The following is a 15,339-nucleotide window of genomic DNA, read 5'->3' on the forward strand; positions in this document are numbered from 1 at the left end:
GCCGTACCGCCACGCCCCCGACCCCACCACGCACCTGCGGGCGCCCCCACCCACCACCCCCGCGCGGGCGCCACGCACCCCGGATCACCCGATATGGGCGATTCCCGTGGCAGCCTGTCCGTCGTCACAGTCACAGCCCGCACTTCCGAAGGTGAGCACCATGACCACCCTTCACCTGGAGCACTCCGCCCACACCCACGCGCACGGCCCGGACTGCGGCCACGCCACGGTGCCGCACGGCGACCACGTCGACTACGCGCACGACGGCCACCTGCACCGCGAGCACGGCGGCCACTGGGACGAGTGCGAGCCCGGCGGCCACGTCGCCCACCAGGAGCACGCGCACCAGCACGGCCAGGACTGCGGATACGAGAGCGTCCTGCACGGCGACCACATCGACTACGTGCACGACGGCCACCGCCACGCCCAGCACGACGGCCACTGGGACGACCACTGAGCCGACGCCCGCGGCCCGCAACGGCCCGGAACCACCAACCCACACAGCTCCCCGTCGCCCGGCGCGGGGAGCTGTCGGCATATCGTGGCCCCGGTCACGTTTCACTCACCCACTGGACGACATACCGACCGGTCGGCATGATGGGTGGAGACCTGTTCCTCTGCTCGTAGGAGTGATGTATGAGCCCCGACCACCCGCCCGGACTCGATCTCGACCGGCTGCGCGGTCTGCTCGACCGCGAGCGGCCCGGCCTGGTGACCGGTGCCCTGTCCGGCCGGCTGATCGAGGGCGGACGGTCGAACCTCACCTACGCGGTCACCGACGACACCGCGAAGTGGGTCGTACGGCGCCCCCCGCTCGGCCACGTGCTGGCCACCGCGCACGACATGAAGCGCGAGCACCGCGTGATCAGCGCCCTGCACCCGACGAACGTGCCGGTGCCGAAACCCATCCTCCTGTGCGAGGACGACGAGGTGCTCGGGGCGCCGTTCTACGTCATGGAGTTCGTGGAGGGCACCCCGTACCGCACCGCAGACGACCTCGCCCCGCTCGGCGCGGACCGCACCCGGGGCGCGGTACTCGAACTGGTCGACACCCTGGTCGAGTTGCACGCGGTGGACCCCGCACAAGTAGGCCTCGCGGACTTCGGCCGCCCCGAGGGCTTCCTGGACCGCCAACTGCGCCGCTGGGGCAAGCAGTTGGACGCTTCTCGCAACCGGGACCTGGCCGGGGTCGAAGAGCTCCACGCGGCCCTCGGCCACCGCCTCCCCAACTCCCCCGCACCAGCGGTGGTCCACGGCGACTACCGCCTCGACAACGTCCTGATCGGCACAGCGAGTGAGCCGGAGGGGCGCGCCGGTGTCGAGAGTCCGAACGCGCGGAGGCCCGAAGGGCTGAGCACGATCGGGCTCTCGACACCGGCTTCGGCGCCCCGGAGGGGAGCGGAGCCAAAAAAGGGCGTCGACAAGATCAAGGCGATCCTCGACTGGGAGATGTCCACCCTCGGCGACCCGCTCACCGACCTGGGCCTGCTGGTGATGTACAGCATCCCGCTGGACCTCCCCAACTCCCCCATTTCCACGACCGCTTCGGCCCCCGGCCACCCCACCCCGGCCGAGCTGATCGAGCGATACGCCGCGCGCTCGGGGCGCGACGTGTCGTCGGTCGCCTGGTACACGGCCTTCGCGTGGTTCAAGCTCGCCGTGATCCTGGAGGGCATCCACTACCGCTACACCCTGGGCCAGACGGTCGGCCGCGGCTTCGACCGCATCGGCGAGCTGGTCCCCGTCTTCATCGAGCACGGCCTGACCACCCTTCAGGAGGGCTGATCCACCATGGACTTCGCGTTCGACGCACACACCGAGGAACTGCGCGCCAAGCTCCTGGCCTTCATGGACGAGTACGTCTACCCGGCCGAGCCGGTCGCCGAGGAACAGCGCGCACAACTCGCCTCCCCCTGGGACACCCCCGCGATCGTTGGGGAGTTGAAGGCGGAGGCACGCAAGCAGGGCCTGTGGAACCTCTTCCTTCCCGACGCCGAGTACGGCGGCGGGCTCACCAACCTCCAGTACGCCCCCCTCGCCGAAATCACCGGCCGCTCCCCCCACTTGGCGCCCACCGCGCTGAACTGCGCGGCACCGGACACCGGCAACATGGAGGTGCTGTACCAGTTCGGCGACGAGCAGCAGAAGAAGCAATGGCTGGAGCCACTGCTCGCAGGCGAGATCCGCTCGGCATTCGCGATGACAGAACCAGAGGTGGCCTCCTCGGACGCCACCAACATCACGACCCTCATCGAGCGGGACGGCGACGACTACGTCATCACGGGCCGCAAGTGGTACATCTCCGGGGCGATGAACCCGGACTGCAAGATCTTCATCGTGATGGGCAAGACGGACCCGGACGGCGCGGACATCCGCCGCCAGCAGTCCATGATCCTGGTCCCGCGGGACACCCCGGGCGTCACGGTCAAGCGCGCGATGCAGGTCTTCGGCTACGAGGACCACTCCCACGGCGGCCACGCCGAGGTGATCTTCGACCACGCGCGCGTGCCGGCGACGAACCTGATCGGCGAGGAGGGCGGCGGCTTCGCCATCGCCCAGGCGCGGCTCGGCCCGGGCCGTATCCACCACTGCATGCGGCTGATCGGCATGGCCGAGCGGGCGATCGAGCTGATGTGCCAACGCGCCGTCTCCCGCGTCGCGTTCGGCAAGGCGCTGGCCCAACAGGGCGTCGTCCACAACTGGATCGCGGACGCGCGGGTGGCCGTGGAGCAACTGCGGCTGCTGGTCCTGAAGACGGCCTGGATGATGGACACGGTCGGCAACAAGGGCGCCCACGCGGAGATCCAGGCCATCAAGATCGCCACCCCGCGTACGGTCGTCGGCATCCTCGACAAGGCGATCCAGCTGCACGGCGCGGGCGGCGTGAGCCAGGACTTCCCGCTGGCCGAGCTGTACGCGAGCGCCCGCACCCTGATGCTGGCCGACGGCCCGGACGAGGTGCACCAACGGTCGCTGGCACGCCGGGAGTTGAAGAAGTACCTGTAGCACGCGAGGAGTTGGAGGGGCGCGCACCCGGTGTGCGCACCCCTCCAGCCCTGTTCCCCCGAGGTAGCCCCGTCCCCCCGAGGCCGCCCCGTTCCCCCGAGGTGGATGGTCAGTTGGGCGTGCTCGCCTTCAGCGTCCAGCCCTGTCGGCAGGTGTGGCCGAAGGTGCCGATGTCACAGCCCTCGACGGTGAAGACGTAGGCGCCGGTGTTCCGCTCCAGCACCCGGATCCGGCCGGCGGTCCCGCCCCCGAACTCCCGCTGGGTGCCCCCGGGGTCGGAGGCACTGGTCCAGCGGACCAGGAACCTGTCGTAGCGGTGCTCCGGGGCCGTCGTACCCCAGTTGAAGTAGGCGTAGCCGCGGTCCTCCCACGCGGCGACGACCATGTTCGAGCCCTGGCGCGGCGACCAGGTGGCGGTGCCGTAGGTGAAGTACTGGCGCTTCCCGGCGTACACATTGTTCAGGTAGACGTCCCTGGTGCCACTGGTCGGGCAGCCCAGCCAGCCACCGGCCCCGCCGAGCGCGCTCCAACGCTGGTAGATGTGCGGCTCGTTCACCGCGGTACCGCACGCGGCCCGGGCGGGCGTCTGCGCCGCGGCCGGTACGGCCGCCGTGCCGCCGAGCGCGAGCAGGGAGCCCAGGACAACGCCGGTGAAGCGCCGCTTCGTTGACAGCATGATGTTTCCCCCGTTGATTCTTGCGTCGGTTCCTGCGGTGGTTCCTGTCGACCGGTCCTGCGGTGTGCCCGCCGTCCCGCTGCTACGAGCATCACGGCACCGACGGCCGGGAGTTGAGGGGAAGCCCTCGGGCGGCGCCGGGGACCTCTCCCGGGTGGACCGGGAAGCGTTCCCGGGACACCCGGGCGCCGCGCCCCCACGATGGGACGCATGGACGACCGCGACGGGCGCACCCGGCCACGTACGGCGACGGCGTACGTGCTGCTGGGGCTGGCGGCCCTCCAAGTGGCGGTCGGGGCGGTCGCGTTGGCGGCGGCCGGGGTCTCCGCCGCGGACGTGATCCGCTACGACATGGTCGTCGACCTGGCGGTCGGTCTCACCTACCCGGTCTGCGGCACGGTGATCGCGCTGCACCGGCCGCGCAATCCCATCGGCTGGCTGCTGATCGCGTACGGTCTCGGCCACGCGTTCACGGGTCTGTCGATCGGGCTGGCCGTCGAGGGCCTACGGCTGGGCTGGTCACCGGAGTTGCTGCACGCGCTGACCACCATCGGCCGCCACACCTGGATCCTGGGCAGCTCCACGGCGTTCGTGCTCGTGTTCTTCCTGTTCCCCGACGGCCGGCTGCCCGACCGCCGCTGGCGCTGGGCCCTGGTCGCCCAACTCCTGTCCTCCCCGCTCGACTTCGCGATCTGGGCGCGCGACGACTGGGGGCTGTACCACGGCACGCCGGCCCAGCCGTCGTACCTCCCGGTGCCGGACGGCTGGATGCCCGTCCTGCGGGACATCGAGACCGCGAAGGCCTGCCTGGTGCTGGCCGCCGTGTTCGCCGTCTTGGCCGTGCGTCACCGGCGCGGCGGCGAACAGGACCGCCGCCGACTCCTGTGGCTGATCGCGGGGTTGCTGCCGCTGGCGTTGAGCGTGGCCCTCCAGATCATCGGCTTCCCGGCGGTCTACACGTCCTGCTGCACCCTGTTCCTGCCGACCGCCATCATGATCGCCGTGGTCCGCGAGGAACTCCTCGACATCCGCCTGGTCGTCTCCCGCAGCCTGCTCTACGGCGCGCTCACGGTCGGCGTGATCGTCACCTACGTCGGCCTGGTCACCTCGGTCCAGTCCCTCCTCAACCCCGACCCCGCGCTGCTCGGTCCGGCCCTGATCACCGTCACCCTCGCCGTCGCCTTCGAACCCGCCCGCCGTCTGGTCCAACGCATGGTCGGCCACGCCCTGTACGGCGACCGGCACGACCCGGTGCGCGCGGTCTCCCGCATCGGCGAACGGCTGGCCGGCACCGGCGTCGGCGCGGTCCCGGAGGCGGTGGGCGAGGCGCTGCGGCTGCCGTACGTGTGCGTGGAGTCGAAGTCCGGGGTGACGGACGGGAGTTGGGGCGAGCCCGGGGAACACATCCACGCCATACCGCTCGACTACGACGGCCGCACGGTCGGCGCGCTGGTGATCGGGCTGCGCCCCGGCGAACAGCAGCCCGACACCGCCGACTTGGCGGTCCTGGAGCTGCTCGCGGTACCGCTGGCCGCAGCACTGCACGCCACCGACCTCACCCGCCAGCTCCAGCACTCCCGCGAACGGATCGTCGCCGCCCGTGAGGAGGAACGGCGCCGGATCCGCCGCGACCTGCACGACGGGCTCGGCCCGACCCTCGCCGGAGCCGCCTTCCAGGCCGACGCCGTACGCAATCTGCTCACGTTCGATCCGGAGCGGGCGGCGGAGCTGCTCACCGAGTTGCGGTCCGAGGTCGGGGGCGCGGTCGCGGAGGTGCGGCGCCTCGTGGACGGGCTACGGCCGCCGGATCTGGACCAGTTGGGGCTGCTGGGCGCGTTGCGGGAGCGGGCGGTGCGGCTGTCCTGGCGGGCGGACGGCACCCCGGTCCAGGTGCGGGTCCGGGCGCCGGAGCGGTTGCCTGCGCTGCCCGCCGCCGTCGAGGTGGCCGCGTACCGCATCGCGATCGAGGCGCTGACCAACGCGGCCCGGCACGCCCGGGCCTCCCGCGTGGACCTGCACATCGAGATCGGCGACGGGCTGCGCCTGGAGGTGTGCGACGACGGTTCGCCGGTGGACGAGGAGACCGCGTGGACGCCGGGCGTGGGCATCACGTCGATGCAGGAGCGCGCGGCGGAGTTGGGCGGCCGGTGTGTGGCGGGGCGGGGGCGGGTGGTGGCGACGCTGCCGTTGGGAGAAGTGACGTGATGGAACGAGAACCCGGCGGCGAGGACGACGAGGACGCGCTGCGGGTCGTCCTAGCCGACGACCATCCCGTGGTCCGTACCGGGCTGGCCGCGCTCCTTGAGTCCGTGCGGGACGGCACCCCGCGCGTGCGGGTCGTCGGGGTCGCCGCGAGCGGGCGGGAGGCGGTACGGGCGGCGGTGACCCTGCGCCCGCACGTGGTGGTGATGGACATCCGGATGCCCGACCTGAACGGCATCGAGGCGACCCGGGAGATCGGCCGGGTGGCGCCCCGGGTGGCCGTGCTGATGCTCACCATGGTCGAGGAGGACGACTCGGTGTTCGCCGCGATGCGGGCGGGCGCCCTGGGCTATGTCCTCAAGGGCGCGGGCCAGGACGAGATCGTCCGGGCGATCCGGGCGGTGGCCGCGGGCGAGGCGATCTTCGGCCCCGGTGTCGCGAGGCGCGTGCTCGGCCAGCTCAGCCGGCCCCCGGACCGCCCCGACCCCTGCCCGACACTCACCCCGCGCGAACGGGACGTACTCGCGCTGATCGCCGACGGCCAGCCGAACTCGGCGGTGGCCACCCGCCTGGGTCTGTCACCGAAGACGGTCAGCAACCACATGTCGGCGGTCCTGGCCAAGCTGGGCGTCACCGACCGCGCGCAGGCGGCGGCCTGGGCCCGGGAGGCGGGGCTCACCCACCCACCGGAAGCGTGAGGACGTACTCGTGCGGGCGTACTACGGCCGCAGCGCCCGCATCAGCAGGTCCGCCAGGTGGTCGGCGACCTCCTGGGGCGTCAGCGGGCCGCCGGGGCGGTACCAGGTCGACAGGTGGTGGACCGAGCCGAAGTGGTAGTCGACGACGAGGTCGGCCGGGGTCGCCGTGGAGAAGACGCCCTCGCGCTGGCCCTCCTCGACCAGCCCGCGGAAGCGCTCGTGGTAGCGCCGGCGCTCGGCACGCACCTGCTTGTTCTTCTCCGGGCTGAGGTGGTGCATGGACCGGAAGAAGATCGACGCGTCGTCGAGGTTGTCGATCGTCGTCACGACGACGTCCGCGGCAGCGGCCCGCAGCCGCTTCTCGATCGGCTCGTCGGCGTTCGCGAACACCTCGAGGCGCTCCTGCTGGACGCGCAGCACGCGCGCGTACACCTCGTGCAGGAGGTCGTCCTTGGAGCCGAAGTAGTGGTACAGCGCCCCCTTGGTGACGCCCGCGGCCTCGACGATCTCCTGCACTGAGGTGCGGTCGTAGCCTTGTTCGGCGAAAAGCCGGGTGGCGGCGGCGAGGAGCCGCTGCGGGACAGGAGCCCCGTCTCCGTCGGTCGTCCTGGGCACTGCCGCCACCTGCCTTTTCTGGCTGTTCACTCGCTGTCGTGCGACCGGGAACGCAGTTCCCGCCGGAGGATCTTCCCACTTGCCGTCTTCGGCAGGTCGGGCAGGATCTCCACCTGGCGGGGGTATTTGTAAGCGGCCAGTCTCTCCTTGCAGTACACGGCGAATTCATCGGGGTCGGTTTCGGCGCCCGGCCGGAGACTGATGTACGCCTTCACGGTCTCGCCCCGATACCCGTCAGGGATGCCGACGACGGCCGCCTCGCGCACCGCCGGATGGGTGTACAGCACGTCCTCGACCTCGCGCGGCCACACCTTGAAGCCGGACGCGTTGATCATGTCCTTCTTGCGGTCGACGACGTACAACCAGCCCTGCGGGTCCATGAACCCGATGTCACCGGTGCGCAGCTCACCGTCCGGGAAGGTCTCGGCGGTGGCGTCGGGGCGCCGCCAGTACCCGGGCACGACCTGCGGCCCGCGCACGAGGATCTCGCCCTGCTCCCCGAACGGCACCTCCTCGCCCTGGTCGTCGACGATCCGTACGACCGTGTTCGGCCCCGGCGCTCCGACGGCCAGCGTCCCGGAGACCGGGTCGACGGGCGCCTCCAGGTCCTGCGGCACGGACGCGCAGGGCGCGGTGCACTCGGTGAGGCCGTAGCCGTTGCGGATGTACGGCCCGAAGTCGGCCCGGAACTTCTCCACCAGGGCGGGCGGCAGGGGCGCGCCGCCGGAGGAGATGTTCACGAAGGACGAGAAGTGGTCGGGTGTGACCGCCGGGTGCGCGGCCAGCGCCATGAAGGCCGTCGAGGGGCCGACGGTGTAGGCCGGCCGGTGTTCGGCGAACGCGTCGAGGACGACGCCCGACTCGAAGCGGTACGCGAGGACGAGCAGGCCCGCGCTGTTGAGGCACGCGGCGAGTTCGCAGACCATCCCGGTGATGTGGAACAGCGGAGCCATCGCGAAGTACACGGGAGCCTCGGGCAGCCGCAGGCCCGTCCGCTGCCGTTCCGCGTTGGTCATGATGTTGCCGTGGGTGTTGGTGGCCCCCTTGGGGGCGCCGCTGGTGCCCGAGGTGTAGCTGATGAGCGCGATGTCGGACGGACCGAGGTCACGGCCCTCGGGTGCCGGGTTCCCCTGCCGGGCGACGGCCACCAGGTCCTCGGCGTCCTCCGCCTGCGGGAGCCGCTCGAAGGTGAGCACGCGCGCGTCGTTGCGGGTTTGGAAATCCAACTCGCACCCGGTGAGCACGATCGGCACCGGCGAGCCGCTCTCCGCGACCGCGGCCACCGTCTCGCGCAGATACGACTCCCAGGCCCGGTCGGAGCAGATCAGCGCGGTCACCTCGCCGTCCCGCAGGACATGGGTGACCTCCCCCGACTTGTACATCGGGTTGACGGGGACGACGATCGCGCCGGCCTTCCAGGCACCGAGCAGCGCGAGCACGAAGTGCGGCGAGTTCTGCAACAGGATCGCCACCCGGTCGCCGCGCTCCAGGCCACGGGCGGCGAGATACCCGGCGACGGAGTCGCTCAGCTCGTCGACCTCGCGGTAGCTGAGCCGCCCGTCGAAGTAGGCGAGCGCGGCGCGGTCCTGGTGCTCCGCGGCGACCGCGCGGAACGCGTGCACCAGGGAGTCAGGAGGGCTGATCGGCGCCTTCTGCGCCTCGTTGAGCAGCCCCAGCCAGGGCTTGGCGGCATACAGGGAGTCGGTCACTCTCCGGCCTCCCACTTCTGCTGAATGTGGTTCATGGTGGTCAGCCAGCGATCCGGCTCGGTGGCCCGGGCCTGGTAGTACCCGGCGACCTCAGGATGCGGCAGGATCAGGAACCGCTCCTCCGCGATCCCCTTCATCAGCGCGTCGGCGACAGCATCGGGCTCAATGGCGGTCGGCTGAAGCACCAGGTCACCCGCGCTGCCGGTGGCGGCCAGCATGTCGGTACGCACACCCTGCGGACAGATCGCGTGGACCTTGATCCCCCGGTGCCGATACGTCAGCGACAGCCACTCGGCGAAGGCGTACGCACCGTGCTTGGTGACGCTGTAGGGCGCGGCCCCGATCATGGTCAGCAGCCCGGCCGCGGACACGGTCGACACGAACCGCCCACCGCCCCGCTCCAGCCACCCCGGGATCAAGGCCTCGGCGGCCCGCACATGAGCCATGACGTTGACGTCCCAGGCCAGCGCCCAGACGTCTTCCCCGGCCGCTTCCGACCCACCGGAGCCGACCCCGGCGTTGGCGCAGTAGATGTCGACGGCCCCACCGAGAGCGTCCCGGGCTTCCCCCACAACAGCCGAGGCATCCCCGGGTACGGCGATCGCCCCGATCTCATCGGCGACGGCTTTCACACGGTCGGCATCAAGGTCGTTCACCACGACCCGGGCCCCTTCGGCAGCGAACCGCCGCGCAAGCGCAGCCCCGATGCCACCCCCGGCCCCCGTGACGACTACCCCGGCACCCTGAACGGCTTCCACCATCGGTCTCCTTCGACTGCGGCTCCACTGCCCAGCCAGACTAACCGGTCGGTATGTAGCACCGGAAGGGCAGGCGCCCCGACAGGGGCGCGGGGAACGGCGCGAGCAACCACAACGGACCCGCACCCTACGAACGACATGCGGCAGCCCCTACCGTGCCCACATGCCCCTCACCAGAAGGACCCTCCTGGCAGCAACCCCGGCGGCAACCCTCACCCCAGCAACCACCAAACCCCGCGCCCTACGCACCGGCTTCGAACAACTGGCCGCACACGACTACGCCCAGCTCAACGGCCAACGAACCGGCATCGTCACCAACCCCACCGGCATCACCAGAGACGCCCACCACATCGTCGACGTCATGCACGCAAGCCCCCACGTGAACCTCACCGCGGTCTTCGGCCCAGAACACGGCTTCCGAGGCACCGCACAGGCCGGCGGCTCCGAGGGCTACTACACCGACCCGGCAACCAAACTCCCGGTCTACGACACGTACTTGAAGAGCGGCCAGCCACTCGCCGACATCTTCAAGACCGCCGCAGTGGACACCATCGTCTTCGACATCCAGGACGTAGGCGCCCGCTTCTACACCTACATCTGGACCCTCTACGACTGCATGGAGGCGGCCCAACTCGCCGGCAAACGCTTCGTCGTCCTCGACCGCCCCAACCCGGTGACCGGCCGCGCCGCCCAAGGCCCGGTCCTGCACAGGGAGTTCGCGACCTTCGTAGGCCGACAGCCGATCGCACAGGCACACGGCATGACGGTCGCCGAGCTGGCGCGGCTGTTCAACGGGGAGTTCCTGACAAAGCCCGTCCCCCTGGAGACCGTACTGATGACGGGCTGGAAGCGTTCGGAGTTCTACGACGCCTGGTCGCTACCGTGGGTACCACCGAGCCCCAACATGCCGACGCCGGACACCGCGCTCGTGTACTCGGGGACGTGTCTCTTCGAGGGCACGAACCTGTCCGAGGGCCGCGGCACCACCCGCCCCTTCGAACTGCTCGGCGCGGAGGGCATCGACGGGCGTTGGGCGGCTGCGGCGAATCAACTCGGGCTGCCCGGCGTGCACTTCAGGGAGGCCTACTTCGCGCCGACCTTCTCCAAGTTCCAGGGCAAGACGGTCGGCGGAGTCCAGACCCACATCCACGACCGGGCCGCGTACGACCCCGTCCGCACCGGCATCGCGCTGCTGGTGACCGCCAAGAAGGTCTGGAGCGGGTTCAGTTGGCGCTCGGACAACTGGATCGACAAGCTCACCGGGTCCGCCCGGGTGCGCACGGCGATCGACGCGGGGGCCGGTACCGACGAGGTGGTGGCGGGCTGGCAGGCGGAGTTGAAGGCCTTTCGGCGGGTTCGAACTGAATACCTCCTCTACAAGTGAGTCGTGACGTATGGCCAATCTTCACCGGTAGCGGGACGATGCGCCCACATCGCACCACTACGGGGAACGAGGAGGCCGGTCATGGCGGATCCGGCGATGAGTGTGAGCCCTTACTGGGAGTTGACCTTCGACGCCGACGGGGACGTCGACCAGGGAGAACGCGACCGGCTGCTGAGCGAGGTGCGGCAGCGCGGGGTGAGTGACCTGATCGTCTTCTCGCACGGGTGGAACAGCCGACGCGCCGGCGCGACCCGGCTCTACAGCCGCTTCTTCGCCCCGATTCCCCGCCTCGCGCCGAAGGCGAGGATCGGGTACGTGGGCGTCATCTGGCCATCCATGGAGTTCCCGGACCAGCCGATTCCGGATTTCCCGCGATCGACCGTGGCCGCGACCGAGCCCACCGCGGCTCCGGCGCTCGACGCCGACACCCGGCACGCGCTCCTCGACACCTTCCCCGGCAAGGCGCCGGTGATCGACCAGATCGCCCGGATGCTGGACCAACAGCCGTCGCAGGACGCCGAGTTGGAGGAGTTCGGGCGGCTGGTGCGGACGCTGGTGGACGTGGTGGTGCCGGGGCCGCAGGCGTTGTTCGGCGCGGACACGCTGGCGGAGGGGGTGCCGCAGTGCGAGCCGCGGATGTTCGCGGTCGGGTGTACGGCCGAGGTGTGCGAGCAGTTCGCGCAGGCGCTGGCTCACCTCGCGGCCCCTCAATCCCCGGGCCCGGTAACGGAGTTCGCGCTGCCGAACCCGTGGAAGGGGGCACGGGAGCTGCTGCGGCAGGCGGCGTACTTCGCGATGAAGAGACGCGCGGGCACGGTCGGTGAGCGGGGGCTCGGTCCGGCGATCGGACGACTCTCGGCGGTGGCGCCGGAGGTGCGGGTGCATCTCGTGGGGCACAGTTTCGGCGGGCGTCTGGTGTCGTTCGCGCTACGGGGTCTGCCCGAGGGAGTGCACTCGGTCAAGTCGGTGACGTTGCTCCAAGGAGCCTTCTCCCACTACGCGTTCGCAGCCCGGCTGCCGGACGACCCGCGTACCGGCGGTGTGCTCCAAGGCCAGCAGAACCGTGTCGACGGACCCCTCGTGTGCTGTTACTCGCACTGCGACTCGGCGCTCGGCACGATCTATCCGCTGGCCTCGCGGATGGCGGACGACGACTGTTCGTTCGCCGCCGTGGACATCGGCCGGGTGCTGGGCGACAAGTGGGGCGCGATGGGCCACGACGGGGTGCAGGCGGTGCCGGGCACCCGTTCGCTGAGTCTGGCCGAGGCACTCAACTCGCCGCTGCCCGCGTCGGGTTGTGTGAACGTCGACGCCTGCGCGGTGGTGTGCCACGGCGAGCCGCCGACCGGGGCGCACAGCGACATCGTGCACCCCGAACTCGCCTGGGTGGTGCTGGCGGCGGGCCGGATAGACCGGCCCGCCGCCGCTACGGCGTCACCGGTGTGAGGTGAACTCCACCACTTGCTGGAAGGTGGGCCGGTTCTGCCAACTGATGTTGTAGTGCTTGATGCCGCCGAGCGTCCGCTGGACGATCGAGTCGGCACACCACTGGTCGCCCGCCGAGCACAGGGTGTCCCCGGGGTAGACCGTGGCCGCGGTGGCACCGGCCGCCGTCTTCAGCGTGCTGATGAGGATGTCCCGGCAGGCGCTGAGGCTGCCGCCGCCGCAGTACTGCGCGGCGAGCGGCCCGGACACGGTCTGCCCGAGCACCGACCGGAGGTCCTTGTCGACATAGCTCCACCAGCCGTACTGGAAGGAGCTTCCGGCATGCGACCCGGTCGGGCCGTGCGCGGCCGACGGGGTCTCGTCGATGTACAGGTTGTTGGTGAGCGCGGTGTACAGGGTGTCACCGAGGCCGGGTTGGAACTCGGCCTTCACCAGTGCGGGCCACCAGGCGTCCAGGATCCGGATGGCGTCGGCGTTGGCGTAGGTCTTGGAGCCTGCCGAGGTCTCGGTGCGTTTGCCGCCGGCGGTGAGCCAGGTCTGCAGCTTGGTGACGGCCGCGGCGGCGGTGGTGTCGGTGACCGTACTGCTGTTGATCACCTTCAGCATGTCGGGCAGGACGTCCTCGGCGCGCAGGTCGGTGAGCGAGGCGTCGGACATGGCCTTCACCAGCGAGGATCTGGTGACCCCGTCGGCCGCGACGAGTTTCTTCACCCGGTCGTCGATGAGATTGCCGCGATGGACGGACCCGTCGCCCCAACTGGCCGTCGTGTAGTTGAGGGCCTGTTTGTTGTTCCAGGAGATGTAGTAGTCCTGGTCGATGGAGTTGGGGTGCGCGGAGGCCGGGGTGTAGTCGGACGTGTTGGTGGTCGGGTCCCAGTTCTGCCACTCGTAGGCGGCCTGGCCCCAGATCGGGAACTCGGGGTCGACACCGCTGGCCCGCACCGGGTTGTTGCCGCTGTTGTAGTACGCGGTGTGCGAGGAGTCGGCGTAGAACCAGTTGAACGTGAAGTTGATGTGCTGCGCGGCGCTCTGGAAGGTCTGCGGACTCTTCACGTAGTCCGGGTCGTTGAGCATCTGGAAGCCGATGATCGAGTCGGCCTCATGCATGTAGGACGAGCGCAGGGTGGTGTAGGCGACCTTCTTCCCGCCGACGGTCGCCCGGTACTCGACGGGTCCGTACTCGGTCTTCCACACTCTCATCGTGTACGACCCCGCGGCGGTGCCGTCGGCTGTGGTGGGCGTCCAGGAGTTCTTCTGCTCGATCTCCTCCATCGGCGTGCAGGTGCCGTGGAAGAGGTAGTGGTAGTCGTCCTGGCAGAGTTCGACGGCGTAGGTGTCGATGATGTCCTGGCCGGAGGTCGTGGCGGACCACGAGTAGTCCTGGCCGCGGCCGAGTTCGACGTACATGCTCAGGCCCGCGAAGGAGGCGCCGCGGGCGCTGATGCCCGGGCCCTGGATCTCCTGGAGCATGAGCAACTGGGGTGCGAAGTAACCGGTCTGTGGTCCGAAGACGGCGATCGGGTGGCCGCTCGCGGTGTATTTGCCGCTCACCACAAGGGCGTTGGACATACCGCGCTTGGCGGAGCTGAGGGCGGTCGCGGTCGCCGCGGCGGAGGCGGCGTCGGCGCTCTGGTTGGCGCCGGTGCCGGTAGCGTCGTAGATGAGTGGCTCGGTCGTCACCGAACCGGCGTCCGGGAGCGCCTCGCCCTGGGCGGTGGTGGGCTTGGTGCCGTACGGGAAGCTCTCGCCGTTGTGGAGGGTGAGCGCGGCTTCCGGGTCGTTGCGTTCGCGGAAGGACTCCCAGACCTTGGTGCCCTGTTCCACGCCGTACTTCTCCTGGGCGGCGAGCAGGGAGATCGCGTTGTTGACCTCGCCGCCACCGCCGGAGCCGAAGAGGGTTCCGATGACGGAGGCCAGCGCGACCAGGTCGGTGATCTTGAAGTGGTCGATCGTGCCGGCGTTGGTGATCGAGTCCTTGTGGCCGGTGAGGACGTACTCGCCGGGGAAGTAACGACCGCTGTCCGAGGCGTCGATGTAGGCGTTGATGCCGGCCAGATAGGCGTTGGCGTCGGTGAGTGCCTGCTGGCCGCGGGTGCCGTTGTTGTTGACGGCGTTGTCGATCTGGGACTGCAACTCGGCCTCGGTGTACGGGGCGTTGCGGTAGAACTCCTGCTCAAGTCCCTGGTTGGAGGCCGCGCCGCCGGCGAAGGTGGTCAGCTGGCCGCGTCCCACGTGCCGGAAGACGTCCATCAGCCACAGCCGGTCCTCGGCCGCCGCGTAACCGGCGCCGTACTCGGTGCCGTAGCGCGTTGTGCCTGTGATGTGCGGCACACCGGTCGCCTTGTCGCGGACGATCGTCACGTCGGTGCGGCCGCTGGGGTTCTCGGTCGAGGCGACGTTGGCGGCGGGGACCCCGAACGACGCGTCGTTGAAGAAGGTGTTGATCTTCGCGTCGGTCAGCGTGGAGGCGCCCGTGGCCAGGTTGGCATAGGGCCCGAGCTGGTCTTCGGCATGGCTGGGCTGGGTGCCGAAGACCTGGTTGAGGAGGATCTGGGCGAGGGTGGCGTTGCCGTTCTCGCCGGCCGGGAGGATGTCCGAGCACTGGCCGCCGCAGTAGTCGTTCGAGGCGGTCGCCGCCACGGCCGTCCCCTGAGCGAGGGGAGACAAAAGGGCGGCAATGAGGGCACATACGGATGCGGCCTTCAGGAACCCGGGGAATCCCCCGGGAGTTCTCAGTCTGTCGAGCAAGTTACGCGGGGTGCGCCGTGGCATCGCAGCTCCTACCGACGGGGGTGGTGCGGGACGTTACCGCCGGTATCCCCGAGATTGAAGATGAACATGCGTC

At 70.1% G+C, this 15,339-nt stretch carries 12 protein-coding genes; 7 read left to right on the forward strand and 5 right to left on the reverse strand.

Annotated elements, in window-relative coordinates:
- Positions 1-160: 160 nt before the first annotated feature.
- From SPR02S_RS22060 to SPR02S_RS22070, 3 genes are all read left to right on the forward strand, one after another.
- Positions 161-457 (forward strand): hypothetical protein, encoded by a 297-nt coding sequence (locus SPR02S_RS22060; protein ID WP_019059172.1) that lies wholly within the window; start codon positions 161-163, stop codon positions 455-457.
- Between the two features lie 179 nt (positions 458-636).
- The gene (locus tag SPR02S_RS22065) at positions 637-1,785 is read left to right on the forward strand and encodes a phosphotransferase family protein (RefSeq protein ID WP_019059173.1); all 1,149 of its coding nucleotides are present in this window, start codon (positions 637-639) and stop codon (positions 1,783-1,785) included.
- A gap of 6 nt (positions 1,786-1,791) precedes the next feature.
- Positions 1,792-3,006 (forward strand): acyl-CoA dehydrogenase family protein, encoded by a 1,215-nt coding sequence (locus SPR02S_RS22070; protein WP_019059174.1) that lies wholly within the window; start codon positions 1,792-1,794, stop codon positions 3,004-3,006.
- A 109-nt stretch (positions 3,007-3,115) separates the two neighbouring features.
- Here the strand turns inward: SPR02S_RS22070 and SPR02S_RS22075 are convergent, their stop codons facing one another.
- Complete coding sequence (locus SPR02S_RS22075; RefSeq protein ID WP_019059175.1) at positions 3,116-3,682, reverse strand: hypothetical protein; 567 nt, start codon at positions 3,680-3,682, stop codon at positions 3,116-3,118.
- A gap of 210 nt (positions 3,683-3,892) precedes the next feature.
- On the opposite strand from SPR02S_RS22075, the gene SPR02S_RS22080 reads away from it, so the two are divergent.
- Complete coding sequence (locus SPR02S_RS22080; RefSeq protein ID WP_019059176.1) at positions 3,893-5,887, forward strand: sensor histidine kinase; 1,995 nt, start codon at positions 3,893-3,895, stop codon at positions 5,885-5,887.
- Positions 5,887-6,582 (forward strand): response regulator transcription factor, encoded by a 696-nt coding sequence (locus SPR02S_RS22085; RefSeq protein ID WP_019059177.1) that lies wholly within the window; start codon positions 5,887-5,889, stop codon positions 6,580-6,582. Before SPR02S_RS22080 ends, SPR02S_RS22085 begins: the two co-directional genes overlap by 1 nt.
- 21 nt (positions 6,583-6,603) lie before the next feature.
- Here SPR02S_RS22085 and SPR02S_RS22090 read toward each other — a convergent pair whose 3' ends face one another.
- From SPR02S_RS22090 to SPR02S_RS22100, 3 genes are read right to left on the reverse strand one after another with little or no spacing between them, the layout of a single operon-like run.
- Complete coding sequence (locus SPR02S_RS22090) at positions 6,604-7,197, reverse strand: TetR/AcrR family transcriptional regulator (protein ID WP_019059178.1); 594 nt, start codon at positions 7,195-7,197, stop codon at positions 6,604-6,606.
- 26 nt (positions 7,198-7,223) lie between these two features.
- Positions 7,224-8,906 (reverse strand): class I adenylate-forming enzyme family protein, encoded by a 1,683-nt coding sequence (locus SPR02S_RS22095; protein WP_019059179.1) that lies wholly within the window; start codon positions 8,904-8,906, stop codon positions 7,224-7,226.
- Entirely contained in the window at positions 8,903-9,667 is a 765-nt protein-coding gene (locus SPR02S_RS22100) for an SDR family oxidoreductase (protein ID WP_019059180.1), read from the reverse strand. Before SPR02S_RS22100 ends, SPR02S_RS22095 begins: the two co-directional genes overlap by 4 nt.
- A gap of 160 nt (positions 9,668-9,827) precedes the next feature.
- Here SPR02S_RS22100 and SPR02S_RS22105 point away from each other — a divergent pair, with 160 nt between their 5' ends.
- Positions 9,828-11,048 carry an exo-beta-N-acetylmuramidase NamZ family protein gene (locus SPR02S_RS22105; RefSeq protein ID WP_019059181.1) on the forward strand — a complete coding sequence of 407 codons (1,221 nt, stop codon included), beginning with the start codon at positions 9,828-9,830 and terminating at the stop codon, positions 11,046-11,048.
- An 81-nt stretch (positions 11,049-11,129) separates the two neighbouring features.
- Positions 11,130-12,494, forward strand: coding sequence for a lipase family protein (locus SPR02S_RS22110; protein WP_019059182.1), 1,365 nt, complete (start codon positions 11,130-11,132; stop codon positions 12,492-12,494).
- On the opposite strand, the gene SPR02S_RS22115 is transcribed toward SPR02S_RS22110, so the two are convergent.
- Positions 12,483-15,266 carry a penicillin acylase family protein gene (locus tag SPR02S_RS22115; protein WP_026150763.1) on the reverse strand — a complete coding sequence of 928 codons (2,784 nt, stop codon included), beginning with the start codon at positions 15,264-15,266 and terminating at the stop codon, positions 12,483-12,485. The two genes, SPR02S_RS22110 and SPR02S_RS22115, sit on opposite strands and share 12 nt — an antisense overlap.
- Positions 15,267-15,339 lie beyond the last annotated feature (73 nt).

Origin of the sequence: Streptomyces prunicolor NBRC 13075, from assembly GCF_000367365.1 — a bacterium.
GTDB lineage: Bacteria > Actinomycetota > Actinomycetes > Streptomycetales > Streptomycetaceae > Streptomyces > Streptomyces prunicolor.

Excerpts from the sequence above, each read along its gene's own strand:
- SPR02S_RS22110 (WP_019059182.1), top strand. The coding sequence starts at position 11,130 with ATGGCGGATCCGGCGATGAGTGTGAGCCCTTACTGGGAGTTGACCTTC.
- SPR02S_RS22085 (WP_019059177.1), top strand. The coding sequence starts at position 5,887 with ATGGAACGAGAACCCGGCGGCGAGGACGACGAGGACGCGCTGCGGGTC.
- SPR02S_RS22105 (WP_019059181.1), top strand. The coding sequence starts at position 9,828 with ATGCCCCTCACCAGAAGGACCCTCCTGGCAGCAACCCCGGCGGCAACC.
- SPR02S_RS22115 (WP_026150763.1), bottom strand. The coding sequence starts at position 15,266 with ATGCCACGGCGCACCCCGCGTAACTTGCTCGACAGACTGAGAACTCCC.
- SPR02S_RS22065 (WP_019059173.1), top strand. The coding sequence starts at position 637 with ATGAGCCCCGACCACCCGCCCGGACTCGATCTCGACCGGCTGCGCGGT.
- SPR02S_RS22100 (WP_019059180.1), bottom strand. The coding sequence starts at position 9,667 with ATGGTGGAAGCCGTTCAGGGTGCCGGGGTAGTCGTCACGGGGGCCGGG.
- SPR02S_RS22060 (WP_019059172.1), top strand. The coding sequence starts at position 161 with ATGACCACCCTTCACCTGGAGCACTCCGCCCACACCCACGCGCACGGC.
- SPR02S_RS22070 (WP_019059174.1), top strand. The coding sequence starts at position 1,792 with ATGGACTTCGCGTTCGACGCACACACCGAGGAACTGCGCGCCAAGCTC.
- SPR02S_RS22080 (WP_019059176.1), top strand. The coding sequence starts at position 3,893 with ATGGACGACCGCGACGGGCGCACCCGGCCACGTACGGCGACGGCGTAC.
- SPR02S_RS22075 (WP_019059175.1), bottom strand. The coding sequence starts at position 3,682 with ATGCTGTCAACGAAGCGGCGCTTCACCGGCGTTGTCCTGGGCTCCCTG.